We start from the raw sequence: 24,231 nt of genomic DNA, 5'->3' as shown, positions 1-24,231 counted from the left end.
GGGGCTTGATCATTTCTGGTCCGTTGACGGCGCGAGGTTTTCTCTGCTTCGCGCAGAGCTACATTCCCGCATGTCACATTTGTAACGTACCGGATAGTTACATAATGGCGTTTACTGTGCCTCGTGACACGGGCGATCAAAAGAGGGTTTTCCCGGTATTTCGCTACCTCCCGCAGACTCGCTCCCTGCCCTGCCTGGCGAAGTTCTGTACTCAGGTGACGACGGCAGGAGGCTCATAAACGCCGCCATCGCCTCGACCGCGTTTTCGAGTAAGTGATGCCCAGGATGGGAGGTCAGATTTCGCACTTTCGCGTCTGCCAAAAGGCGCGTTTCTGCTGGTTTCATGATCAGATCTGCGACGACGGCGTGGCGGGCCGCGTTAGAAAGATCAATCGGGAAGGGGTCGTCGGGGCGCATTCCGCAAGGCGTCGCATTGACGACAAGATCATGCGTCGCCTGGGCGCACGCTTGGCTTTCGCGGATGACCGTTCGGCTCTCACGTGCCCGTAACGCCCCCACGAGCCGCTGCAACGACGCCATATTGTTGTCGAAGAGATCGAGCGACGCGATGCCCGCATCGATCAACGCATGCGCCACCGCCACGCCCGCTCCGCCTGTACCGACAATGAGTGCGGATTTTCCGCACACGACGTGTTGGCGGGCTTGCAAACCCTTGACGAAACCTGTGCCATCGAACATGGCGCCTGTCCACGATCCATCGGCCTCGCGGCGCAAACAGTTGACCGCGCCCGTTTGCCGCGCCGCTTCCGATAATTGCGTGGCATAAGCGGTCGCCTGCAGCTTGTGCGGCGCCGTCACGACCACGCCGGCGAGATTGGCTACGCCGCGCAGTCCTTCAAGGACAATCCCGAGATTCGCAGACGGTACATGAAATGGCACGAGTACGGCATTTATTCCGTATCGATTGAAAAGCGCGTTGAAAATTTGCGGAGACTTTGCCTGTGCGATGGGATCGCCCAGAATCGCGACGATTCGTGTTTCTCCGTCGATATGTGTCATTGGCGTTGTCCTTTGGGGTTGGTGATGCGCTCGATCAGTCGCTGCACGCGCAGCGCGTCGTCCCCGGTTACCAACGAAGCACGATCCTCGTGACTGGCGCCGAAGAAGTCCCTCAACAGATCACGATGGGCCGTGTGAGAGAAGTCCATCGGTTTCGCACCGAAGCCGGACGACGATGGGTCATCAAACTCATCGAAACGGCCGTCATGGAAGAACACTCGCAGATGCCCGCCATCGAGCACGGCCGTCCCGTTGTCGCCAATCAGTTCAACGCGCTCAGGAAAGCCGGGGAATGCCGCCGTCGTCGCGAGTATTTGACCGGCGGCGCCACTCTCAAATGTGAGCGCGGCGCTCGCGAAATCTTCCGCCTCCATTGAATGGAGACAGGTTGTCGCGCTTGCCGACACGACGGATGACGCCTCACCTGCCAGCCACATCAGGATGTCGAGCGAGTGAATGGCCTGCGTCATCAGCACTCCGCCGCCGTCGCGTGCATACGTGCCGCGGCCGGGCTCGTCGTAGTAGGACTGCGGCCGCCACCAGCGCAAATCGACACCCGCATAGGCGAGCCGCCCGAGCGCGCCACTCTCGGCTAGCGCTGCAAGTCGCTGGACAGCGGGACGGAAGCGGTTCTGGAAGACCACGCCAAGTTGTACGCCGGCATCCCGGCAGGCTTGGACGGCAAGTTCGGCGCGAGCCATCGATATGTCGAGCGGTTTTTCAAGCAGCACGTGCTTGCATGCGGCAGCGGCTTGCTCGACGAATTCCAGATGCGTGTGCGGCGGTGTCAGAACCAGAATGGCATCGACCCGTGGATCGGCCAATACGGCGTCGAATGACTCGCTAACTGGGAAGCCGTACGTGCTGGCAAAGTGCTTCAGCCGTTCTGGTGAACGGCCGACCACGCTCACCACTTCCACTTCGTCATTCAGTTCCTTTAGCGCAAGCGCATGAGGCGTTGAAGCGAGCCCCGCACCAATTATCGCAATTCGAATCTTTCGCATCGGCGCGTCCTTGGTGAGGATGGGTCAAATTAATGCGATCAATTCCGGAACGGCTTGGAACAGGTCCTGAGCCAGTCCGTAATCCGCGACGCTAAAAATCGGCGCTTCAGGATCCTTGTTGATCGCGACGATGACCTTCGAGTCTTTCATCCCGGCCAGATGCTGGATCGCACCGGAGATGCCGACTGCCACGTACAACTGCGGCGCAACGATCTTTCCGGTTTGTCCGACCTGGTAATCGTTCGGGACGAAACCGGCATCGACTGCTGCGCGCGAGGCGCCCAGCGCTGCGCCAAGCTTGTCTGCCAGCGGTTCGAGCACCTTCGTGTAGTTCTCGCCGCTGCCGAGACCTCGGCCGCCTGACACAATAACTTTCGCCGAGGTCAATTCCGGACGATCCAGCTTGGTCAACTCGCGGCTAACGAATTGCGAAATGCCCGCATCAGCAGCCGCTTCGATCTTTTCCAGCGATGCGCTGCCGCTCCCTGCCGCTACGGGATCGAAACCCGTCGCGCGGACGGTGATCACCTTGATCGGATCGCTCGATTGCACGATGGCGATCGCGTTACCGGCGTAGATCGGGCGCTCGAAGGTATCGGCGGAATCTACGGCGGTGATGTCGCTGATTTGCGCGACGTCCAGATGCGCAGCAATACGCGGCGCGATGTTCTTACCGTAAGCCGTAGCGGGCGCAAGAATATGCGAATAATCCTTTGCCGGGTCATTCACAATCGTCAGCACCGTCCCTTCGACGTTCTCAGCCAGTCCATCGGCGAGTTGGGGAGCATCAGCGAGGAGTACCTTCGAAACACCTGCGATCTTCGCGGCAGCTTCGGCTGCGCCCTGCGCGTTATGGCCGGCCACCAGCACGTGCACGTCCTGCCCGCTGAATGTCGCGATCATCGCAGCAGCGGCTAGCGTGTTCAGCGTCGCGGCCTTGATCGATGCGTTGTCGTGTTCTGCAATTACCAGAATCGTCATTTTCGTGCGTCTCCCTCACAGAACCTTGGCTTCGTTCTTCAGCTTGTCGACCAGCGTCTTCACGTTCGGCACCATCACGCCAGCAGAGCGCTTCGCCGGCTCGGTAACTTTCAGCGTCTTCAGACGCGGCGTCACGTCGACACCAAGGTCAGCGGGCTTCACCGTTTCCAAAGGCTTCTTCTTCGCCTTCATGATGTTTGGCAGCGTGACGTAGCGCGGCTCGTTCAGGCGCAGATCGGTGGTGATCACGGCGGGCAGCTTCAGTGAGAGCGTTTCCGCGCCACCATCGACTTCGCGCGATACGGTGGCTTTGCCATCGGCGACTACAATTTTCGATGCAAACGTCGCCTGCGGCAGGCCAGCCAAGGCGGCGAGCATCTGACCGGTCTGGTTGGAATCGTCATCGATGGCTTGCTTGCCTAGAATGACCAACTGAGGCTGCTCCTTGTCGGCCAGCGCCTTCAGGATCTTCGCGACCGCCAGCGGCTGCAGTTCCTCAGCCGATTCGACGAGAATCGCGCGATCGGCGCCAATCGCAAGCGCCATGCGCAACGTCTCCTGACACTGCGTCACGCCGCAGGACACCGCAACGACCTCAGTCGCCACGCCCGCATCGCGCAACCGGACGGCTTCTTCAACAGCGATCTCGTCAAACGGATTCATCGACATCTTCACGTTCGCGATATCGACGCCGCTGCCATCTGACTTCACGCGAACCTTCACGTTGTAGTCGACCACTCTTTTCACTGCCACTAGAATTTTCATGAACAAACCTCTCCTTCAACAAAAGCCGGCGGAAATCAGGCGGTATCGGATCTCACTTGATGACCAACACCTTCGACCGATCGAAAGCCACGGTCACCGCGACGATCAAAATCACGCCGAACACGATCTGTTGCGCGAACACGCTGATGCCGACGAACGTCATGCCCACACGTGCCACCGACACGAGAAGCGCACCGACCAGTGTCCGGCCGATGCCGCCCGCGCCACCCGTCAACGCCGTGCCGCCAACGATCACCGCAGCGATGGCCGGAAGCAGAAACTGGTCCGCCAGCGTGGGAGAGCCGCTTCCCAGGCGCCCCGCCATCACGACACCCGCCAGCCCGGCGAAAAGCGACGACGTGCCGAACACGAGACACTTGGTCACCGACACGCGCACGCCCGACGCAATCGCCGCTGGTTCGCCGGCACCGATCGCGTCCGTACGACGACCGAAGACCGTCGAGCGATGCAGGAACACGCAGAATGCAAACACCGCGACGCCGAGCAGGATTTCGTGCGGCACGCCGAACGACGAGCCGGTGGTCCAGCCAAGCGATGCGTTGCGCATCTCGTCGCTGATACCGATGGAGCGTGTACCCGAAAGCGTAAGAGCGGCCGCCGACGCAATCCCGCCCACCGCAAGCGTCGCGATGAAGGAAGGAATCCGCAACAGGGTCTGAATCACGCCGGAGAGCAGACCAATGCCGAACGACGCAGCGAGCGCGACAACCGCGGCCATCGCGCCATAACGCGGCAGCAGCATCGCGACGATCACGCTCGATAACGACGCCACTGCCTGCAGCGAAAGATCGATGCTGCCGAGCAATACGACGAAGGTTGTGCCGGCCGCCATGATGAAGAGCGTCGAACTGTCGGCGAGCAGGCCGAGTTGCGTCGGCGGAGCGAGGAAGCTCGGCTGGGCAATCTCGATCAGCACGTACAGCACGATAAGAGCGAGGAACGGCGCGTTGTCGCGCAGCTTCGCCGTGAGTGATGCGTTCAGTTGTGGCATGTTGACCTCAGACCATGTGTTCGACGATTTCGACCTGCGAGGGCTTGCGGCCGACCTCGCACGGCAGGATCTTTTCCGCGCGTCCGTCGCGCATCACCATCACGCGGTGACTGAGCCCCAGAATCTCTTCGAGCGTGTCGCCGGTCAGCACGACAGCAACACCTTCTGCCGTCAGTTCACGGATCAGTTGATAAACCTCCTCCTTCGCACCGACATCGAGACCGCGCGTCGGATGATCGAGCACGAGAATCCGGCTGCCGGCGAAACGCCACTTTGCGAGCACGACCTTCTGCTGATTCCCCCCCGAGAGGTTGCGGCACGATGCGTCAGGCCCCGGCGTCTTGATGTGCAGACGACCAATCCACTCGTTAGCAATCGCCCGTTCGCTTGCCTTGCGCACTACGCCGGCACGGCTGACCGCGCCGAGGCGAGGCAGCGTCAGGTTTTGCGCAACGCTCATCTGCGTGATGAGCCCTTCGACCTTCCGCTCACGCGGAACGTACCCGATGCCGAGAGAAACAGCGTGATTCGCTTGCGGCTTGAGACGCGTGTTACCCACCATCACCTCGCCCGCATCGAGCTTTTCCAGCCCGGCGATGACCCGGCACAGCTCCTCACGCCCGGACCCGACCACGCCCGCCACGCCAAACACTTCGCCGCAGCGAACCTCAAAGGACACGTCGTTGAGCACATGACCCAGCGAAGCGTTACGCATCGAAAGGGCCACTTCCGCTCGGCAGGGCTTTTGCAGATTCTCGCGGTAATACTCGCTGTGCAGCGACCGGCCGACCATGAGCTCATGAAGCTTCGCGACCGACGCCGTACCCGAAGCCATTTCGGATACAACCTTCCCGTCCTTCATCACATACACGCGATCGCTCAACGACAGCAATTCATCGAGACGATGCGAGACGAACACGAACGACGCACGCGACTTCAGTTCGCGCACGAGCCCGAACAGAATCTCGATCTCCCCGGCCTCGAGCACCGAAGTGGGCTCGTCGAGCAGAATGATGGGAGTACCGCCGGTGCGGCTTGCGAGTGATAAGGCGCGTGCGAGTTCCACCATCTGGCGCTGGCCGAACGACATGTCCTCACACAGCGTCAGCGGATCAACGTCCAGATGCACCGTAGCAAGCTCATTCTTCGCCGCGCGCTTGAGCTTCGTCCAGTTCACCCGCCCAAATGTGACGAACTCTTCCTCGCGCCCGAGAAACAGGTTCTCCGCAACCGTCAGGTTAGGCAGAATCGACTGCTCCTGATAGACCATCGCGATGCCCTTGGAGGTCGCGTCGCGCGGATTGCGGATCACGAGCGGCTTGCCGCCGAGTTCGATCTCGCCGGTGTCCTGGCGATATGCGCCGGTCAACAGCTTCATCAGCGTGGACTTGCCCGCGCCGTTCTCACCGATCAAGCCGACGATTTCATTCGGGCGGACTTCGATCGATACATTGTCCAGCGCAAGCACGCCCGGGAAGCGCTTGGTGACGTTCTTGAGTGAAAGCATGTCTATTCTCCTCACGCTCACTTGACGATGCGCCGGCGCGAGCGGTTCAGCGCGAGCGTCACGGCGGCGATGATCAACACGCCCTGGATGCCCTGTTGTACATAGGGAGGTACGCCGAGAAGAATCATGCCGTTGCCGAGCACGATCACGATCAGCGTGCCGATCAACGTGTTCATGGGGGTGCCATTGCCGCCTGAGAGCGACGTCCCGCCGACCACGATCGCGGTAATCGCAACAAAGAGCTGACCATCAGCGATGCGCGCGTGTCCCTGTCCGTATTGCGCCACGGCGAGGATGCCGGCGACGCCATAGAACACACCCGCGAGCGCGAACACTGCGATGCGCACGCGCGACACCCGCACGCCGCTCAGCCGCGCCAGATCCTCACCACCACCGATCGCCAGTGTGTGACGGCCGAGCAGCGTGTGCTTGTAGACGAACCAGGCGAGCCCGAGCATCGCCACCGCGATCCAGACGGACAGTGGCACCCCCAGATAACGCGTGATCGAGATCGCACGCAAGGACGGGTCGCTCACACGGATCGTGTTACCCGACAGCCACGCAGTTCCGATCCCCGTTGCGACAAAGCCGATCGCCAGCGTCGTGATGAATGAAGGAATGCGCAGGAACACGTGCAGCACGCCGTTGACGAGGCCCAACACCGCGCCAGCGGCCAGGGCCGCGGCCAGCACCCAGAGGCCAAAATGGTTGTCGTTATACGAGTTCTCGACCAGCGTCGACACTGCAATCGCCGCGACCGCGACAATCCCTTCGGCCGACAAATCGATACTGCCGAGCTGAATGACAAACGCGGCACCGAGTGCGATGGTGAGCGGAATCGCGGCACCCACCGCAATCCGCGACAGGTTCATTGGATCGAAGAAGTCGTGGTTCAGCGCGCCGATGCAAAGACCGAGCGCCACCAATACGAGCAATGGTGCAAAACGCCGCACGAGTGCTCGCTTCGATACGATTGGAGTCCCGGTTGTTTTTGAGGGCGTGGCCTGCCGGGTGGGCGCTGCGGTCAGCTTGTTCATCGATACACCACGGGACCCGCGACACGGGCATAGAGGTTGTTCCAATCGACACTGGGCGCGCTCGCGCGCTTCATGACGTCCTGGATGTTCGCTTTGGTCACGAACGTCGCCTTGCAATACGACTCGCGGCGGTCCTTGGGCAGCGTCGCCACATCGATCTTTTTCTGCTTCGCCTGCAACCCCATCGACAGGCCGATGCCACCCAGCCAGTACGGGTCCCAGTCGACCGACGCGATCAACTCACCCGCCTTGATCGCGCTGAGTCCGGGCGGCGTGCCGTCCATGCCGGTTACCGGCATCTGGCCCGCAAGGCCCTCCGCGCGCAGCGCCTCGATCGCGCCGAGCGCCATGTCGTCGTTCGCGGCCCATACGCCCTTGATCTTCGCGTTGAAACGCGTCATCCAGGCCTGCATGATTGGGAACGCTTTCTGCGAATTCCAGTCGGCGACCTGGAAGTCGAGCAACTGGATATCGGGAAACTTCTTCAGCGCTGCGTCGAGACCGGCTTTGCGCTCGATCGCGGGCACGTTGCTGAAAATCCCGCCGAGCGCGACCACGCCGCCCTTGCCACCCATCGCCTTGAACAGTTGCGTCGCGGCTTCCTCCCCGTAGGCCACGCCGTCATAGGAAAGATGCGCGACATAGTTCGGGTTGTAGTCCCACGGATGCAGGTCTTTCGGCTTGTTCCAGATCGTCGTGACGAACGCGCCCGCCTTTGAGCACGCTTCGACGATCACGCGCGCGTCGGCGGAATCGTTCGGATCGACGTTGAGCACGAGGTTGCCGTTGGTCCTTTGCAGCAGCGCACGAATATCGGCGATGCCCTTCTCCGAGCTGCCTTCAGTCGTCAGCGGCACGTACGGCAGGCCCACGCTCGTCGCGAAGGCTTGCGCACCTTTGTTGAAGGCCGCGTGATACGGGTTGGTGAGCGAGCGGAAGGAGCAGGCGAGCGTGGTCTGATCCGCGCCGAGCGAAAGGCGCGAAAGGCTGCCGCCGGCCACGGCAAATGCCGCGCCCGCGCCAAGCCTGATGAAATCACGGCGTGAAAAGACCGGGCAGTTTTCTTGTCTGGACATGGTGTCTCCTGCAATCAGCGGGCTTACGCCCTTGTTGATAAATAAATATGCAGATAGTTACTGTATCGACGAGGCTTCCATTGCCGGCGCGATCCCTGGGGTGCGCCTCGCGTCGGTAATTACGCCGCCGTCGTGGTGGCGTCGCGCACCGCGCGCCCCGAATAGCCAGCCAGTTGACCGGCAACCGGCGCCTGATTCGCCACGCGCCCGCGAATCAAGTCGGCTGCTTTCTCGGCGATCATCAGCGTTGGCGCATTGGTGTTCGAACTGACGATACGCGGCATCACCGAGGAATCCGCGACGCGCAGCCCTTCGATCCCGTGCACCCGCAATTGCGGATCGACCACCGACATCTCGTCGACACCCATCTTGCAAGTGCCGACCGGGTGATAACCGGTGCGCCCGTATTGCTGCGCATACTCCTCGTACTGCGCTTGCGTGCGCACGGCAGCTCCTGGGAAATGCTCGCTTTTGATGTACTTGGAGAGCGCGTGCTGGCTCATGATTTCGCGGCTTTGGCGAATGCCTTCCACCGCTACCTTCAAGTCATACGGGTCGCGAATGTAGGCAGGATCGATGATGGGCGCATCGGCGGGGTCGGCGCTGTTGAGCGTGACGCTGCCGCGGCTCTTCGGGCGCAGGAAATAGGAGTTGAGTGTGCACCCCGAGCCAGAAGGAACCGGTGGCACACCGGCCTCCACACCGGCGCCGGGCAGGAAGTGAAACTGCAGGTCGGGGGTCGGCACGCTGCTGTCCGAGTACCAAAACGCCCCGCCCTCGGCAATGTTCGACGTGACCGGGCCCTTGTTGAAGATTTTGTATTCGAGGCCGGCGAGCAGCATCAGGTGCTTCTTCGCGTACTTGTCGAGGCTATAGGGGCCGTTGAGTTCGTACACGATATCGATGTCGAAATGATCCTGCAAGTTCTCTCCAACGCCATGCAGCACGTGCAAGGGCTTGACGCCCACGCGCTCGAGATCGACTGCACGACCGATGCCGGAGAGCATCAGCAGCTTGGGCGACCCGATCGCGCCCGCCGTCACGATCACCTCGCGCTCGGCCCGTGCAACCTCGACGTTCGAGCGCGCGTTCTGGTCGGCGAATTCGACGCCCACCGCACGTCCATTTTCGATCACGATACGCGACACCAGACAGTTCGTCTTGACGGTCAGGTTGCTGCGGGTGCGCGCCTCGCGAAGATAGCCGACCGCCGCGCTGCAACGCCGTCCGCCACGCTGCGTGACCTGATAAACCCCGACGCCCTCCTGCTGTGCGCCGTTGAAATCGCTGTTGTAGGGCAAGCCCGCTTCCTGGCCAGCCAGCACGAAGGCTTTAGTCACTTCGTTGACGCTGATGAGATCCGATACGCCGAGCGGTCCGCCTACGCCGTGATATTCGTTGCACAGGCGCTCGTTGTCTTCCATACGACGCAGATAAGGCAGCACGCCGTCGCGAAAGCCCCAGCCGGTGCAACCATCGCGCTCCCAGCAGTCGTAGTCTTCCGGCTGGCCGCGGGTATAGACCATCGCATTGATCGAGCCGCCGCCGCCGAGCACACGGCCCTGAGCGAAAGGAATCTGCCGGCGTTGCGTTTCCGCCGCCGCTGCCGTGCGATAGCCCCACGTCAACGGGCCGCCCGTCATCTTGAAGAAACCGACCGGCATATGGATGTAGGGGTCAGTATCGGCAGGACCGGCTTCAAGCAACAGCACTCGGCTGCTGGCGTCTTCGCTCAGACGCGCTGCCAGCGCACATCCCGCCGCGCCACCGCCCACGATCACATAGTCATACATTGCTGTCTCCGGTTCTTTGTTCCGCCGCCCGCTTTGCGCGGACAAGCTTTCCGTGCGACTCTTTGTGGCCGCTTTCGTTGAAATGAATGCGCCTTAGGCGATCCAGCGCGGCCGGTTACCGAGTTGGACATGCACCGACTTGAGTTCCGTGTATTCCTCGACGCCATAGCGCCCTGTCTCACGGCCAATCCCCGATTGCTTGACACCGCCGATTGGCAGCTCAGGGCCGCCGGTGATCGTACAATTGACCCAGATGCGCCCGGCCTGCACGTCGCGCAGGCTCTTGAACGCGCCTTGCAAATCGCGTGTCCAGATGCTTGCCGCGAGCCCGTAAGGCACGCCGTTCGCGAATTGGATGGCCTGATCGAAGGTGTCGAACGCGGTCACCGAGAGGACCGGCCCAAAAATTTCTTCCTGCGCAAGCGTGCTGCAGGGTTGCACGTTGCGAAACACCGTCGGCTGGATAAAGTAGCGCTCGCCTTCGCTGCTTGTCGTGCCGCCGCAGACGAGCTGGGCGCCCTCGTGCGTGCCGGCGTCGATGAAGCCGCGAATCTTCTCGAACTGACGCGCCTCGACGATCGCGCCGACGTGATTCGACGCGTCAAGCGGATCGCCGACTCGCACCTTCGCGAGCACCGCCTGTACACGCTCGACAAGTTCCTGCTCGACGGAGCGGTGCACGACGAGCCGGCTGCCCGATACGCAGCACTGGCCCGCGTTGAACGCGATGCCGAAGGCGATGGCATCGGCTGCATCGTCCAGATCGGCGTCGGCAAAGACGATCTGCGGATTTTTTCCACCCAGCTCCAGCCCGACCTTCTTCATGTTGCCGCCGGCGGCAGCCAGCACCGAGCGGCCGACCGGCGTTGAGCCCGTGAATGAGATCATGTCGACGTCCATGTGTTCCGCGAGCGCCTGGCCGACCACCGAGCCGAGCCCCGTCACCACGTTGACGACGCCATCGGGCAGGCCCGCTTCGGTCAGCAGTGCGGCGAGCTTGAGCGTCGTGCTGGACGTAAGTTCCGCGGGCTTGACGACCACCGTGCATCCCGCCGCGAGGGCAAACGGCAGGCGCTCCGACAGGATGAAGAACGGGAAATTCCACGGCGTGACGATGCCCACCACGCCAACCGGCTGCCGCACGACTAGCCCGAACATATCGTGGCCGAGCGTGTCGTGCGAGTCGCCGTGCACGACGCGGGCGAGGCCCGCCGCGTATTCCCAGATGCCTGCTGCCGCGGTGACTTCGCCGCGCGACTGGCCAATGGGCTTGCCACTTTCGAGCGTCTCAAGATAGGCGAGTGTTTCGACGTTGTCGCGGATCAGTTGTGCTGCCTTGAGCAGCACCGTTGCGCGTTGCTCGCCTGTGAGCCGCGACCAGCGGCCGTCATCGAATGCGCGCCGCGCTGATGCGACCGCGAAGTCGAGGTCGCTTCTCGACGCCCGCATCGTGGCAGTTACCGGGACACCATGGCCGGGACTCTTGCGTGTCACCCACTCGCTATTCGCGCCAGCATAGTCCTTGCCGTCGACGAACATCGGCGTGCGCACCGGCTGGGTGGGTAGGCGCAGCGCGGCTGCCAGTTCGCTCAAATCCGTCATTCCTGTCTCCAAATAAGAATTCTTCACGGTTGACGCTTAAAACCCAGGTATCGAGCCAGCGCGACCAAATTGCACCGATCCTTGCTATCCACCATACAGTTACTTACTAAGGTAAAATTTTTCCATTTAAAGTCAGTCACCTGGCGCGCGATACGTCGAGTGATTGCAATAGCGTCTCAGCTCTGAAACAAGGCTTCATTCTGCACCACCCGGTTACTTCCTGGCAACTATTTTTTGGTTTATAGTTACCGCCAAGGCGTCGACGAGATTGACGTCCCGATCCCTCTCCTTTCGACGACCCTATGTCCCCTGAAACAATCCCCCAAAGTCGCGCATCAAAGTCCGCCGAAGCGGCTGTCACGCGGCAGCCGAGGCAGCGAGATCCGGAGGTCACGCGCGCTCGCATTCTTGAGGCCGCGAAAAAGGAATTCGCGAAGCTCGGTCTCGCCGGCGCCCGTGTGGAAGCGATCGCGACGCGCTCCAAAGCCAATAAGCGGATGATCTATCACTATTTCGGCAGCAAGGAGGAACTCTTCGTCGCTGTGCTTGAGGACGCCTACGCCGATATCCGCTCAGCCGAATTGAAGCTGAACCTTGATCACCTGTCGCCCGAGGACGCGATCGTTGCGCTCACCACGCATACCTGGAATTACTACCTGCGAAACCCCGAGTTCATGACGCTCGTGAACAGCGAGAACCTTCATAAGGCTCGGCACGTCAAGAAGTCTCAGCGGTTTCACGAACTCCACAAGGGTTTCATCTCGATGTTGCAGGGCATACTTGATCGCGGCGTCGAAGCGGGCGTTTTTCGAAGCGGCGTCGATGTACGTCAGTTGCACATCACCATGGCCGCCATCGGCTACTACTATCTAACGAACCGCTTCACGAGCGGCGTGATCTTCGACATCGACTTCATGGACAAAGCCGCCCTGAAAAGCCGTCTTGACTTCAACATCGAGACCATCCTGCGGCTCGTGCGCCCCTGATATCTGTGGCGCGTGGAGAGTGGATCAATCCACGCGCCGTGGGTTCAAGCCACCTTTTCCTGCGCCGGGGACGCACCTGGTTGTGTCCGCGCCAGCAATGCTTCATCGACGAGCGGGCGGAATGCCATGCGCGCGAGGACATCGCGTTCGACATCGATTCCGTCCGCCACTTCGATCAAGCGCACGCCGTCGGTTTCGAGACGGAACACCGCGCGCTCGGTCACATACAGCACTTCCTGATCGGTGAGGCGTGCCTGCTCACCGCTGAACGTGATGTGCTGCACCCGCTCGACGAGCTTCGGCACGCTCCCCGGCGACACGATGCTCAATCGCGCACCCACTTGCTCGACTTCCAAACCCTTCGCTTCGAAGCTGCCGCAAAATACGATCTTGCGAGCGCCCTGCGTGATGTCAATGAAGCCGCCCGGCCCCACCACCGTCGAGCCGAGTTTCGACACGTTGATGTTGCCGTCGCCGTCCATTTCGCCCATGCCGAGGAACGAGACGTCGACACCGCCACCGCTATAGAAATCAAACTGATCGACGCTTGAGAGGATCGCGTCAGCATTGCGCGCTGTACCGAACATCGGACCGTCGAGCATCGCGCCGTTGTGGATGCCCTGCTCGACCGAGCCCCAGAACGTGCCGAGCCGTCCCTGTTCCGCCAGCAAAGCAGGGATGCCGCCGGGAATGCCGAAGCCGAAATTCGCCGACTGTCCGGCGTGCAATTCATGCGCTGCGCGAGCGGCGATGATGCGGCGAATGCCTGTAGGAACTTCGTAGAAGCCATCGCCGATCGCGCTGAGCGCCTCGCCGCTCAGCGTCGGGTCGTAGTCCGATACGACGCATTGCACCTGCTCGGGCGTCTCGACGAGCGCATCAACGAGGATGCCCGGAATGCGCACGAGACGCGCCGGCACATAGCCCGCGGGCTCGCGCTCTTTCACTTGCACGATCACGCGGCCGTTGCAGTTGTGCGCCGCGAGCGCGGCGGCGTAGACGTCGAGATCGGCGGGTTCGCGGCGCAGCGTGACATTGCCGCTCTCATCCGCAGACGAGCCGCGCAGAACCGCAAAATCCACCTTGATCGGCTTGTAGCGCAGATATTCACGCCCATCCAGCTCGATCAGCTCCACCAGGTCCTCGGTTGCGCGCTCGTTGATCTTGCCGCCATCGATACGCGGATCGACGAACGTGCGCAGGCCCACGTGCGTGATGAGGCCGGGCCGGCCGGCACCGATTTCCCGCAGCAACGTGGAGATCGCGCCAGCGGGAAAACTGTACGCCTCGAACGCATTTTCTTTCGCCAGTTTCTGCATTGCGGGCGCCCAGCTCCAATGGCCGCCGATCACGCGCTTCACCATTCCCGGGTGTGCAAAGCGGCCAAGTCCGCTGCCTTTTCCGTCGCCAATTCCAAGCGCGTGCACGAGCGTCAGGTCGCGCGGATGGCCGGTCGCGAGAAACCGCTCTTCGAGCTTCGCAAGTATCGCGTCCGCTTCTAGGAGACCACCTCCGGAACCTGCCAGCGCGATCGTCGCGCCGTCGAAAATCTGCTCAACCGCGTCGACAGCCGCCGTCCATTTGTTCACTCTATCCTCCGTTCTGATCGGCCGCAAAACCCATTGACAGCGGCCACTCGTTGGTTTTAAATAACCCACCAGATGGTTACATGTCGCGAATGTTGGCACACGAAACCTCTGAATTCAAGGGGTAATGCACAGCGCTCGGGTTTACCTGAGCCGGTGTGTTGCACCGCAAAATCAGGTATGACGATTACCATTGGAGACAGCATGAGACTCTCGGAAACCCACGAGCAGATTCGCGATACGACGCGGCGCTTTGCACAGGAAGTGATTCGCCCCCTGGCCGAAGAACTGGACCGCGAAGAGCGCTTTCCAGCGGAGATTTACAAGCAGATGGGCGAACTCGGCTTGTTCGGCATCACGGTGCCGGAGCAATTCGGCGGCGCCGGCCTTGATGTCACTGCTTACGCGCTCGTGATGGAAGAGTTGTCGCGCGGTTACGCGTCGGTGGCCGACCAATGCGGCCTGCTTGAGCTGGTCGGCACGCTGCTCAGCGTGCACGGCTCCGATGAGCAGCGTGTGAAGTACATGGAACCGCTGCTGCGCGCCGAATTGCGGCCGGCTTACTGCATCACCGAATCGGACGCGGGTACCGATGTGTCCGGCATTCGCACCACCGCAACGCGCACCGCCGAAGGCTGGGAACTCAGCGGCGCGAAGCTCTGGATCCACAACGCGCCCGTCGCGGATCTCGCTTTCGTGCTCGCACGCACCGACCCGACAGCCGGCAAGCGCGGCATGAGCATCTTCATCGTCGACTGTCATCTGCCGGGCGTGGCGAAGGGTCCGAAGGAACACAAGATGGGCCAGCGCGCATCGCAAGTCGGCGAGCTGCATTTTGATCGCGTGAAGCTCCCGCATGACGCCTTGCTCGGCCAAGAAGGCCGCGGTTTTCACATCATGATGAGCGCCCTCGACAAGGGCCGCGTGGGCATTGCTTCGCTCGCCGTGGGGATCGCGCAGGCGGGCCTCGAAGCCGCGCTGGACTATGCGCAGACCCGCAAGCAGTTCGGCAGCCACATCGCCGATTTCCAGGGCGTTCAGTGGATGCTCGCTGACATGGCGAAGGACATTCAAGCCGCGCGCCTGCTGGTGCGCGATGCGGCCGAACGACTTGAAGCCGGCGAGCGCGCAAGCATCGCCTGCTCGATGGCCAAGTGCTTCGCCGGCGACACCGCGGTCAAGCACAGCGCGAATGCCGTGCAGATCTTCGGCGGTAGCGGCTACATTCGCGGCTATGAAGTTGAGCGGCTCTATCGCGATGCGAAGATCACGCAGATCTATGAAGGCACGAACCAGATCCAGCGTACGATCATCGCCCGCGACCTGATCGCGAATGGAGCCCAGTTATGAGCGGCCGCCCTATTGCACTCGTCACGGGCAGCCGGCGCGGCATCGGACGGGCGATTGCGGTCGAACTCGGCCGCGCCGGGTTCGATGTCGCATTGACGGACGCGGTGGCATCCGACGAGCTCGACCAAGCGGTCGCCGAAGTCGAACAGACCGGTGCCCGCGCGATTGCGGTCGTCTCCGATCTCGCCGACATCGGCTCGCATCAGGTCACGTTGCTCGATATCGAGGCGCGACTCGGTGGCCCGATCGATTGCCTCGTGAACAACGCGGGCGTATCTGTGATGTCGCGCGGCGATTTGCTTGACGTGACGCCCGAGAGTTTCGACCGCTGCATCGCTGTGAATACGCGCGGCACGTTCTTTCTGACCCAGACGTTCGCCAAACACTTTCTCGGCCGCGCGCAAGCTAGCGTCGCGCCTCATCCGAGCGTCATCACGATCACGTCATCGAACGCGGTCGCCGCGTCGCCTTTGCGCGGCGAGTACTGCGTGTCGAAGGCAGGTCTCTCGATGGCGAACACGTTGTTTGCACTGCGCCTCGCCGAGAACGGCGTCGACGTCTATGAAGTGCAGCCCGGCTTGATCGAAACCGAGATGACCGCGCCCTCCCGTGCGCGCTACGACGCCCAGATGGAACAGGGCCTCACGGCCATCCAGCGTTGGGGCACGCCTCAGGAAGTCGCGACCGCAGTGCGCACGCTCGCGACAGGCGGACTTCCCTACAGCGTCGGACAGGCTATCCGTGTCGACGGCGGCCTCCTCGTAACCAAATACTGACCACGCAAATGAACCCGACAATCAAGCTGCCGACGGCCCTCGGTACGATGGACAGCTATCGCCTGCAAGGCACGCCCCTCGACGTTCGTGAGCCTGCACGGCCGTTCAACCGCATCGCTTACTCGGCCGCACACGTCGTGGCCGATCCGCTTCGCGCGGGCGAACTGAACGCCGCGCCTGCCATCGATTGGGAACGCACGCTCGAATACCGCCGGTATCTCATCAAGCAGGGTCTCGGTATTGCTGAAGCGATGGACACCGCGCAACGAGGCATGGGTCTACCCTGGAACAGCGCACTCGAGTTGATCACGCGCACGGTCGAAGGTACACACGATATTCCTGGCGCGTCGATCGCATCCGGTTGCGGGACCGATCACGTTGCGCTCAGTTCGATCACGAACTGCGACCAGGTGATCCGCGCCTACGCGGAGCAGTTGGAAGCCGTACAACGCGTCGGCGGATGCGTCATTCTGATGGCAAGCCGCGCGCTGGCTCGTGTCGCACGTTCCCCGCACGACTACCGCCGCGTCTATCGCGAAGTGCTGGCCATGAGCGATCAGCCGGTGATCCTGCACTGGCTCGGTGAGATGTTCGATCCTGAACTTGCGGGCTACTGGGGGGTGTCAGACTATGAAAGCGCGGCGCAGGTCTGTCTCGACGTGATTGGCGCGAGCGCCGATCACGTCGACGGCATCAAGATCTCGCTGCTCGACGACGCCAAGGAAATCGCCTTCCGTCGTCAACTTCCGTCGACCGTGAAGATGTACACCGGCGATGACTTCAACTATCCGTCGCTCATCGCGGGAGATGAAGCAGGCTTTTCGCACGCGCTGCTCGGCATCTTCGATGCGATTGCGCCGGCCGCATCGCAGGCCCTCGACGCGCTCGCCGCCAACAACCTCGAAACATTCAACGCACTGCTTGCGCCGACCGTGCCGCTATCGCGCCACATCTTCCGCGCGCCGACGCAGTACTACAAGACCGGCGTCGTGTTCCTCGCTTACCTAAACGGCTTCCAGGACCACTTCTTCATGCTGGGCGGTCACCACGGCATGCGCCCACCTGCCTATCTCGCGGATGTTTTCCGCCTAGCCGATCAGGCTGGACTGTTGCGCAATCCGGAAGACGCGATCGAGCGCGTGCGCAAGGTCATGGCGTCGCTCGGCTGCGGAGAGTGATCATGACCAGCTCAAAGGGGACAGTGCGACACATCGTTCTATGCAAATTTCGGAGCGAAGTGGCGGCTTCGAGTCGCCTAGCCTTCTTCGAACAGATCCGGCGGTTGGCGGAGATTCCGGGCATCGCATTCACGAACTTCCAGTGCGGACCGAACGTCTCGCCGGAAGGTTACGGCATGGACTTCGCCGATGGGTTCATGATGGACTTCGAGAGTCGCGACGCGTGCTTTGCATACCTTGCGCATCCGACGCATCGCGCGATCGGCGCGCGGCTCATCGAAGCGCTGGAAGGCGGCGTTCGTGGGCTGCTCGTCTTCGATATCACTTTGGACAATCATGAGAAACCTGAAGGGAAGACTCGACCAGTGCTCCATCAACACCGCGACGCTCGGTCATCGCGAAGCGCTCAGCCTCACGATTGATCGTATCGCGCGCGCCGGGTTTGGTGGCATTGCGCCGTGGCGTCATGAGGTGGAGAAAGCGGACGTGGCGCAGATCGCGAAGCAGATCAAGGCGCTCGACTTGACCGTGACTGGCTACTGCCGTTCAACGTATTTGCCGGCGGCAACGCGTGCCCAGTTCCTTGTGAACGTCAACGAGAACAAGGCGGCATTACGCGACGCCGCGACACTCGGCGCACGCTGCTTCGTGATGGTGGTCGGCGGCTTGCCGGAGGGAAGCCGCGATCTGAGCGGCGCGCGCGCACAGGTCTGTGATGGGATTGCGGAGCTGCTTGAAACGGCGCGCGATTGCGGCGTCCCGCTCGCGCTCGAACCGCTGCATCCGATGTACGCTGCTGACCGCGCCGTGCTCAACACACTGGCGCAGGCGCTGGACATCTGCGATGCGCTCGATCGTGAGCGCTCAGGCTTTCTCGGCGTTGCCATCGACGTCTACCACTGCTGGTGGGATCCGGCCTTGCAATCGTCGATCGCGGCGGCGGGACAGGCCAATCGCATCTTCGCCTACCACGCATGCGACTGGCTGCGCGAAACCCGCGACATGTTGCTCGACCGCGGCATGATGGGCGACGGGGTCGTTGATCTATCCGCCATGCGTGAAAGCGTCGAACGTGCCGGCTATGATGGGTTGGTCGAGGTCGAGATATTTTCGAACGAGAACTGGTGGCGCCGCGATCCGGATGAGGTGCTTCGCATCTGTGCAGATCGCCTTCAGACGGTGGTTTGATCATGCATTTGAACATCCCAAGGAAGCGACCATGCGCGACCTGATCCGATGGGGCGTACTTGGCGCCGCCAGAATCGCTGACAATTTCGTGGTGCCGGCAATCCAACGATCGAGCAATGGCCGTGTCGTCTGCGTGGCTGCCCGCGATGGCGAGCGTGCCGCAGCATTCGCTACGAAGCACGGCATAGCGGGCACGTGCGCGAATTACGATGAAGTCATCGTGAACGAAGCGGTCGATGCCGTGTACATCCCGTTGCCGACCGCTGGCCACTTCGGATGGTGTAAGAAGGCGCTTCTCGCCGGCAAGCACGTGTTGTGCGAAAAGCCGATCGCAATGACTGCCTCGCAGGTCCGCGAACTAATCGCGATTCGAGATGCAACCGGGCGCTTGTGCGGCGAGGCGTTCATGGTTGCGCATCATCCGCAATGGGCATTCGTGCGTGAACGTATCGCCGATGCATCGCTCGGCAATCTCGAACTCGTCGAAGGCTCCTTCAGCTACTTCAACGACGATCCCAAGGCACTCAAGAACGATCTCGCACTTGGCGGCGGCGGCGTGCGGGACATTGGCGTCTATCCGGTGGTGACGACGCGCATCGCGACTGGCATGGAGCCGCTCTCGGTACGCGCGGACATCACGATCGATCCGCGCTACGGCACCGACAAGCTCGCGATTTGCGATCTGACATTTCCAGGATTTCGCCTGAACTTCTATTGCGGAACGCAGCTGGCGCGGCGCCAGCACATGGTTTTCCATGGCTCCAAGGGCTGGCTTTCCGTGGATGCGCCGTTCAATCCGGGCGTCTACGCCGAGGCCAGCATCAGGATTCGCACCGATCTTAGCGGAAAAGTCGAGACAATCAAGTTCGGCGAGGTCGACCAGTATCAGTTGATGGTGGAGAATTTCGCCTCAGTGCTAATGGGTCATAGCAAATCAATCGCATTTTCGCTCGAGAACTCGCTCGGCAACCAACTGATCATCGACCGGATTCTCGGACAAGCGAGGTGCTAGCGTGCTCACGACAAAAGGCGAGACACATATGATCGACGTTCACGAACTTCGAGAGGCGCGCGCACAGGCCGCCGCATGCGCCAATGCGGAGGACGCCTCTGTATGGCGATGGTTCTCCGCACTATTGGAGGGCGGAAAGATTCGCTGGTGTTTGTCGGCCAATGGATGGCTTGTCAGCGTCAACCACCGGCATGTAGCGACCGCCATGTCTTTCGACGAGGCGATTCGAACAGCGAAGGATCGATCTGACCTCTTGCCCATATGATATCGGCGTGGCTCCTGGCCATCGCGCAACAAGTCGAGATTTTCTTGCGCGATAACTGGTGGCAACTGCCACCCGATCAAGTCTTGCAGACGAGCGAAGCGCGACTGCTATCGGTCTGCTGAGGCGGCTGGCAGCAAGAAGTCATTGCGATCCTCATTGAAGGATGCGGCATCGCCGCGTCCCTGCCCACAAAGCGCTCCAACTGCTCGGTTCGTTCGTGGCGACAGACGTTAGCCGTCTTCCCACGATTCGCGCCGTCACGCGCCAATGTTTTCCTCTTCACCGGTAATCAGCATGGACACACGAGTCTCTTCGTCGCATGAGCTAACGGAACAGAGCGAAACACCGTCAAACGACCCGCGCGATGACAAGGACAGGCCGCTGGCTGAGGATATTCGCTTTCTCGGTCGCCTATTGGGCGAAGTGTTGCGCGAGCAGGAAGGCGATACCGTGTTCGATGTGGTTGAGGCGATCCGCCAGTCTGCCGTGAAGGTTCGTCGTGAGGACAATGCCGAAGCCTCGCAAGCGCTGGAAAGGAAGCTGCAGTCGCTATCGCCCGAGCAGACCGTTTCTGTCGTGCGCGCGTTTAGCCATTTCTCAAGCCTCGCGAACATTGCCGAGGATCGGCACCACAACCGCAGACGCCGCGTTCATGAACTCGCACAACCGGGCACCATTGCCTACGCACTCGAACGCATGCACGAAAGCGCTCACGCGACGCCCGAGCTGCTGGAGAAATTCTTTGGCGACGCGCTCATCGTGCCTGTTCTGACTGCGCATCCGACCGAAGTCTCCCGCAAAAGCATTCTCGATGCGCAACATGATATTGCGCGTCTGCTCGCCAAGCGCGACCAGGAACTGACCGCACGGGAACGTGCCCACAACGAAGCAGCGCTTCGTGCCCGCGTGACGTCGCTGTGGCAGACACGCATGCTGCGCGATACCCGCCTGAGCGTCGCCGATGAAATTGAAAACGCACTGTCCTTCTATCGTGTGACCTTCCTTGAGGAGATCCCCGCGCTTTATGCCGACATTGAGCGCGCGGTCGCCGAACACGGCCTTCCGACACGTTTGCCTGCGTTCCTGCAGATGGGAAGCTGGATCGGTGGCGACCGGGACGGTAATCCGTTTGTCACCGGCGAAACGCTTGATACTGCCATCACCCGTCAGGCGACGGTGATCTTCGAACACTATATGGAGCAGGTTCACAAACTGGGCGCCGAACTATCCGTGTCGGATCGACTGGCCGGTTCGAGCAAGAAGTTGAAAGCCCTGGCGGACGCGTCGCCGGATCAGTCGTTGCATCGCACGGACGAGCCGTACCGGCGCGCGCTCATCGGCATGTACACGCGGCTTGCGGCGAGCGCTCGCGTGCGGCTCGGCGAAGGCGTCGTCGCGGTGCGCAGCGCGGGCCCCGGCCAGCCGCAGATTCGTGCGAAGCCCTACGCCGACGCCTCAGAATTCGTGCGCGACCTGCACGTATTGATCGATTCGCTCGCGGAGCATCACGGCGCGTCGATGTCGACCTTGCGCCTTTCGCCGCTCGCGCGAGCCGCCGAAGTGTTCGGCTTCCATCTCGCGAGCATCGACTTGCGGCAGAGCTCGGACATTCACGAAGCGGTCGTGACCGAGTTGCTCGCGCGCGCGGGCGTCGTCGCGGATTACGCGGCGCTGTCCGAAGAGCATAAGCGCGACGTGCTGCTGAAGGAACTGGCGCAGCCGCGTCCGCTGCGTCTTCCCTACGCGCAATATTCCGATCTGGCGAAGAGCGAGCTCGGCGTTCTAGAAGCCGCGCGCGAGACGCGTCAGAAGTTCGGCGCGCGCGCGGTGCGCAACTACATCATCTCGCACACGGAAACCGTCAGCGACCTGCTCGAAGTGATGCTGCTGCAGAAGGAAACCGGCGTGCTGCAAGGCTATCTGGGCGCTAAAGACGATTCACCGCGCGACGGCCTGATGGTGATTCCGCTCTTCGAGACCATCGCCGACTTGCGCAATGCGCCGGTCATCATGGGCGAATTCTTTGCGCTGCCGGGCATCGACAAGCTGATCGAAAATCAGGGCAACGAGCAGGAAGTGATGCTCGGTTATTCGGACAGCAACAAGGACGGCGGCTTCCTCACGTCGAACTGGGAGCTGTATCGCGCGGAATTGGCGCTGGTTACGCTCTTCAAGGAACGCGGCACGACCCTGCGACTGTTTCACGGCCGCGGCGGCACGGTCGGACGCGGCGGCGGCCCGACCTATCAGGCGATTCTGTCGCAGCCGCCCGGCACCGTCGACGGGCAAATCCGTCTGACCGAGCAAGGCGAAGTGGTCGCGAGCAAGTTCGCCAATGCGGAGATCGGGCGGCGCAATCTGGAGAGGGTCGTCGCCGCGACGCTCGAAGCATCGCTGCTGCCGCACGAGAATGCGCCCGCGCAGTTGCCGCAATTCGAAGCGACGATGCAGACGCTCTCCGATTCCGCGATGGCCGCATACCGCGCGCTGGTCTACGAGACGCCCGGTTTCACCGACTACTTCTTCCTGTCGAGGCCGATCTCAGAAATCGCGGAGCTGAACATCGGCAGCCGGCCGGCGTCGCGCAAGCTGCAGGACCCGAAGCAGTGCAAGATCGAGGATTTGCGCGCGATTCCGTGGGGCTCCTCGTGGGGACAATGCCGTTTGTTGCTGACGGGCTGGTACGGCTTCGGCAGCGCGGTCACGGCGTATCTCGCCAAGGCCGGCTCCGACGAAGAACACGCGAAGCGCCTCGCGACGCTGCGCAAGATGCACAAGAAATGGCCGTTCTTCAAGAGCCTACTGTCGAACATGGACATGGTGCTCGCGAAGACCGATCTCGCGGTTGGGTCGCGCTATGCCCGGCTTGTCGCCGACCAAAACCTCAGGAAGACTGTGTTTGATCGCATTGTCGCGGAACATCAGCGCACATCGGACATGCTCGCGCAGATCACCGAGAAAAGTGAGCGGCTCGCAGACAACCCGCTGCTTGCGCGTTCGATCAAGAACCGCTTCCCGTATCTCGATCCGCTCAATCACCTCCAGGTTGAGCTACTCAAGCGACACCGAGCGGGCGATCAAAATGTTCGGCTGAGACGGGGGATTCACTTGACGATCAACGGCGTTGCCGCTGGGCTGCGGAATACGGGTTAGTCAGCGCCCGCGCTCGCAAAGCAATACGCTGTGCCCTCACGGAACGTCGTCGTGCGTCCATCTCAGCCAGACAAGGGCACCGTCTCCGCCTCGTCCGCTTCGAACCAGTTCGGATTACGCGCCGCAATAGGACCGAGCGTGACCAGAATCTCTCGCAGATGCGCGCGCATCGCGTCTTCCGCTGCTACTGGATCATGCGCGCGCAACGCGGCAAGAATCTTCGCATGCTGCTTGATGAGGTGATCCAGCGGCGAATCGTCCGGCAGACTCAGATAACGCACGCGATCCATCTGCGCCTTGATGTCCTGGATCGCCTCCCAGGCCGCGCCGCAATCGATGGTTTGGGCAATCGTGAAGTGGAACGCTTCGTCGAGAGCGAGAAACGCGGCGGTATCATTCGCCTTTGCGGCGACGCGCTGATCGCGGATATTGTCGGTCAGCAGTTTGAGTTGAGCATCGGTGATGTGTTCGGCGGCCTTGCGTGCCACAGCGGTTTCGATCGCCTCGCGAATGAAGCGCCCTTCGCGCACGCGACGCGGCGAAATGCGCTTCACGAAGGTGCCACGCTGCGGCAGCACCTGAAGCACACCCACTTCCACCAGCTTGATGAACGCCTCGCGCACCGGCTGACGCGACACATGAAACATGTCCGATACTTCCTTCTCCGACAGCGGCGTGCCTGGCACCATCTCGCCCGCGAAAATCGCCTGACGCAGCGCGCGATAGATTTGACGCGTGATCGGCTCGGGCGAATCCATCGACACTTGCGCGCGCAGATCGGGCAGCGTCGCGCCTTCTACATCCCCTCCCCCCAGCCGACGACGCGCACGCTTGCGCGCCGGACTCGCAAGTTCGGCGCTGCCGGCGTTGGTCGCAATGGTGTTGTCGATTTTCGAGGCTTTCATGGTGATCGCTGCGGTGAAGAAAGTCGTGCTTGCCG

The 24,231-nt window shown here is 61.6% G+C and carries 20 protein-coding genes and 1 pseudogene; 9 read left to right on the top strand and 12 right to left on the bottom strand.

What is annotated here, in order from left to right:
- Positions 1–111 precede the first annotated feature (111 nt).
- From ACEN42_RS41845 to ACEN42_RS41800, 10 genes are all read right to left on the bottom strand, one after another.
- Positions 112–1,020 carry a shikimate dehydrogenase gene (locus ACEN42_RS41845; RefSeq protein WP_371884203.1) on the bottom strand — a complete coding sequence of 303 codons (909 nt, stop codon included), beginning with the start codon at positions 1,018–1,020 and terminating at the stop codon, positions 112–114.
- The gene (locus ACEN42_RS41840) at positions 1,017–2,024 is read right to left on the bottom strand and encodes a Gfo/Idh/MocA family protein (protein WP_371884202.1); all 1,008 of its coding nucleotides are present in this window, start codon (positions 2,022–2,024) and stop codon (positions 1,017–1,019) included. The genes ACEN42_RS41845 and ACEN42_RS41840 overlap by 4 nt, the downstream gene beginning before the upstream one ends.
- Before the next feature lie 24 nt (positions 2,025–2,048).
- Positions 2,049–3,005, bottom strand: coding sequence for an electron transfer flavoprotein subunit alpha/FixB family protein (locus tag ACEN42_RS41835; protein WP_371884201.1), 957 nt, complete (start codon positions 3,003–3,005; stop codon positions 2,049–2,051).
- 15 nt (positions 3,006–3,020) lie between these two features.
- The gene (locus tag ACEN42_RS41830) at positions 3,021–3,770 is read right to left on the bottom strand and encodes an electron transfer flavoprotein subunit beta/FixA family protein (protein WP_371884200.1); all 750 of its coding nucleotides are present in this window, start codon (positions 3,768–3,770) and stop codon (positions 3,021–3,023) included.
- A 52-nt stretch (positions 3,771–3,822) separates the two neighbouring features.
- Entirely contained in the window at positions 3,823–4,782 is a 960-nt protein-coding gene (locus ACEN42_RS41825) for an ABC transporter permease (RefSeq protein WP_371884199.1), read from the bottom strand.
- Positions 4,783–4,789: 7 nt separating this feature from the next.
- Positions 4,790–6,289 (bottom strand): sugar ABC transporter ATP-binding protein, encoded by a 1,500-nt coding sequence (locus ACEN42_RS41820; protein ID WP_371884198.1) that lies wholly within the window; start codon positions 6,287–6,289, stop codon positions 4,790–4,792.
- Positions 6,290–6,306: 17 nt separating this feature from the next.
- A complete protein-coding gene (locus tag ACEN42_RS41815) occupies positions 6,307–7,326 on the bottom strand; it encodes an ABC transporter permease (RefSeq protein ID WP_371884197.1) in 1,020 nt (339 codons plus the stop codon).
- On the bottom strand, positions 7,323–8,402 hold the full coding sequence (locus ACEN42_RS41810) for a sugar ABC transporter substrate-binding protein (protein WP_371884196.1): 1,080 nt from the start codon (positions 8,400–8,402) through the stop codon (positions 7,323–7,325). Before ACEN42_RS41810 ends, ACEN42_RS41815 begins: the two co-directional genes overlap by 4 nt.
- A 119-nt stretch (positions 8,403–8,521) precedes the next feature.
- Positions 8,522–10,195 carry a GMC family oxidoreductase gene (locus ACEN42_RS41805; RefSeq protein WP_371884195.1) on the bottom strand — a complete coding sequence of 558 codons (1,674 nt, stop codon included), beginning with the start codon at positions 10,193–10,195 and terminating at the stop codon, positions 8,522–8,524.
- Positions 10,196–10,288: 93 nt separating this feature from the next.
- A complete protein-coding gene (locus ACEN42_RS41800; RefSeq protein WP_371884194.1) occupies positions 10,289–11,797 on the bottom strand; it encodes an aldehyde dehydrogenase family protein in 1,509 nt (502 codons plus the stop codon).
- A gap of 302 nt (positions 11,798–12,099) precedes the next feature.
- On the opposite strand from ACEN42_RS41800, the gene ACEN42_RS41795 reads away from it, so the two are divergent.
- Positions 12,100–12,783, top strand: a complete 684-nt coding sequence (locus ACEN42_RS41795) for a TetR/AcrR family transcriptional regulator (protein ID WP_371884193.1) — start codon at positions 12,100–12,102, stop codon at positions 12,781–12,783.
- 44 nt (positions 12,784–12,827) lie between these two features.
- Here the strand turns inward: ACEN42_RS41795 and ACEN42_RS41790 are convergent, their stop codons facing one another.
- Positions 12,828–14,372 carry an acyl CoA:acetate/3-ketoacid CoA transferase gene (locus ACEN42_RS41790; RefSeq protein ID WP_371884192.1) on the bottom strand — a complete coding sequence of 515 codons (1,545 nt, stop codon included), beginning with the start codon at positions 14,370–14,372 and terminating at the stop codon, positions 12,828–12,830.
- Positions 14,373–14,573: 201 nt separating this feature from the next.
- On the opposite strand from ACEN42_RS41790, the gene ACEN42_RS41785 reads away from it, so the two are divergent.
- From ACEN42_RS41785 to ppc, 8 genes and pseudogenes are all read left to right on the top strand, one after another.
- Complete coding sequence (locus ACEN42_RS41785) at positions 14,574–15,719, top strand: acyl-CoA dehydrogenase family protein (RefSeq protein WP_371884191.1); 1,146 nt, start codon at positions 14,574–14,576, stop codon at positions 15,717–15,719.
- Positions 15,716–16,495 carry a 3-ketoacyl-ACP reductase gene (locus ACEN42_RS41780; RefSeq protein ID WP_371884190.1) on the top strand — a complete coding sequence of 260 codons (780 nt, stop codon included), beginning with the start codon at positions 15,716–15,718 and terminating at the stop codon, positions 16,493–16,495. The genes ACEN42_RS41785 and ACEN42_RS41780 overlap by 4 nt, the downstream gene beginning before the upstream one ends.
- Positions 16,496–16,503: 8 nt before the next feature.
- Positions 16,504–17,673 carry a dihydrodipicolinate synthase family protein gene (locus tag ACEN42_RS41775; protein WP_371884189.1) on the top strand — a complete coding sequence of 390 codons (1,170 nt, stop codon included), beginning with the start codon at positions 16,504–16,506 and terminating at the stop codon, positions 17,671–17,673.
- Between the two features lie 2 nt (positions 17,674–17,675).
- Positions 17,676–18,095: a Dabb family protein gene (locus ACEN42_RS41770; RefSeq protein WP_371884188.1), complete on the top strand. Its 420-nt coding sequence runs from the start codon at positions 17,676–17,678 to the stop codon at positions 18,093–18,095.
- Positions 18,010–18,861, top strand: coding sequence for a sugar phosphate isomerase/epimerase family protein (locus tag ACEN42_RS41765; protein ID WP_371884187.1), 852 nt, complete (start codon positions 18,010–18,012; stop codon positions 18,859–18,861). The genes ACEN42_RS41770 and ACEN42_RS41765 overlap by 86 nt, the downstream gene beginning before the upstream one ends.
- Entirely contained in the window at positions 18,833–19,873 is a 1,041-nt protein-coding gene (locus ACEN42_RS41760) for a Gfo/Idh/MocA family protein (RefSeq protein WP_371884186.1), read from the top strand. The genes ACEN42_RS41765 and ACEN42_RS41760 overlap by 29 nt, the downstream gene beginning before the upstream one ends.
- A gap of 28 nt (positions 19,874–19,901) precedes the next feature.
- Positions 19,902–20,138, top strand: a complete 237-nt coding sequence (locus tag ACEN42_RS41755; protein ID WP_371884185.1) for a hypothetical protein — start codon at positions 19,902–19,904, stop codon at positions 20,136–20,138.
- Between the two features lie 360 nt (positions 20,139–20,498).
- Positions 20,499–23,291, top strand: a pseudogene (ppc, locus tag ACEN42_RS41750) (phosphoenolpyruvate carboxylase); the annotation flags it as partial.
- 62 nt (positions 23,292–23,353) lie between these two features.
- On the opposite strand, the gene ACEN42_RS41745 reads toward ppc, so the two are convergent.
- The gene (locus ACEN42_RS41745; protein ID WP_371884184.1) at positions 23,354–24,196 is read right to left on the bottom strand and encodes a GntR family transcriptional regulator; all 843 of its coding nucleotides are present in this window, start codon (positions 24,194–24,196) and stop codon (positions 23,354–23,356) included.
- Positions 24,197–24,231 lie beyond the last annotated feature (35 nt).

It is taken from the genome of Caballeronia sp. S22, from assembly GCF_964261745.1.
Classification (GTDB): domain Bacteria; phylum Pseudomonadota; class Gammaproteobacteria; order Burkholderiales; family Burkholderiaceae; genus Caballeronia; species Caballeronia jiangsuensis.
This window is presented reverse-complemented; position numbering and strand designations above follow the sequence as displayed.

Bases quoted from the DNA above. Each gene is read 5' to 3' on its own strand.
- ACEN42_RS41845 (WP_371884203.1), bottom strand. From the start codon at position 1,020: ATGACACATATCGACGGAGAAACACGAATCGTCGCGATTCTGGGCGAT.
- ACEN42_RS41840 (WP_371884202.1), bottom strand. From the start codon at position 2,024: ATGCGAAAGATTCGAATTGCGATAATTGGTGCGGGGCTCGCTTCAACG.
- ACEN42_RS41835 (WP_371884201.1), bottom strand. From the start codon at position 3,005: ATGACGATTCTGGTAATTGCAGAACACGACAACGCATCGATCAAGGCC.
- ACEN42_RS41830 (WP_371884200.1), bottom strand. From the start codon at position 3,770: ATGAAAATTCTAGTGGCAGTGAAAAGAGTGGTCGACTACAACGTGAAG.
- ACEN42_RS41825 (WP_371884199.1), bottom strand. From the start codon at position 4,782: ATGCCACAACTGAACGCATCACTCACGGCGAAGCTGCGCGACAACGCG.
- ACEN42_RS41820 (WP_371884198.1), bottom strand. From the start codon at position 6,289: ATGCTTTCACTCAAGAACGTCACCAAGCGCTTCCCGGGCGTGCTTGCG.
- ACEN42_RS41815 (WP_371884197.1), bottom strand. From the start codon at position 7,326: ATGAACAAGCTGACCGCAGCGCCCACCCGGCAGGCCACGCCCTCAAAA.
- ACEN42_RS41810 (WP_371884196.1), bottom strand. From the start codon at position 8,402: ATGTCCAGACAAGAAAACTGCCCGGTCTTTTCACGCCGTGATTTCATC.
- ACEN42_RS41805 (WP_371884195.1), bottom strand. From the start codon at position 10,195: ATGTATGACTATGTGATCGTGGGCGGTGGCGCGGCGGGATGTGCGCTG.
- ACEN42_RS41800 (WP_371884194.1), bottom strand. From the start codon at position 11,797: ATGACGGATTTGAGCGAACTGGCAGCCGCGCTGCGCCTACCCACCCAG.
- ACEN42_RS41795 (WP_371884193.1), top strand. From the start codon at position 12,100: ATGTCCCCTGAAACAATCCCCCAAAGTCGCGCATCAAAGTCCGCCGAA.
- ACEN42_RS41785 (WP_371884191.1), top strand. From the start codon at position 14,574: ATGAGACTCTCGGAAACCCACGAGCAGATTCGCGATACGACGCGGCGC.
- ACEN42_RS41780 (WP_371884190.1), top strand. From the start codon at position 15,716: ATGAGCGGCCGCCCTATTGCACTCGTCACGGGCAGCCGGCGCGGCATC.
- ACEN42_RS41775 (WP_371884189.1), top strand. From the start codon at position 16,504: ATGAACCCGACAATCAAGCTGCCGACGGCCCTCGGTACGATGGACAGC.
- ACEN42_RS41770 (WP_371884188.1), top strand. From the start codon at position 17,676: ATGACCAGCTCAAAGGGGACAGTGCGACACATCGTTCTATGCAAATTT.
- ACEN42_RS41765 (WP_371884187.1), top strand. From the start codon at position 18,010: ATGAGAAACCTGAAGGGAAGACTCGACCAGTGCTCCATCAACACCGCG.
- ACEN42_RS41755 (WP_371884185.1), top strand. From the start codon at position 19,902: ATGATCGACGTTCACGAACTTCGAGAGGCGCGCGCACAGGCCGCCGCA.
- ACEN42_RS41745 (WP_371884184.1), bottom strand. From the start codon at position 24,196: ATGAAAGCCTCGAAAATCGACAACACCATTGCGACCAACGCCGGCAGC.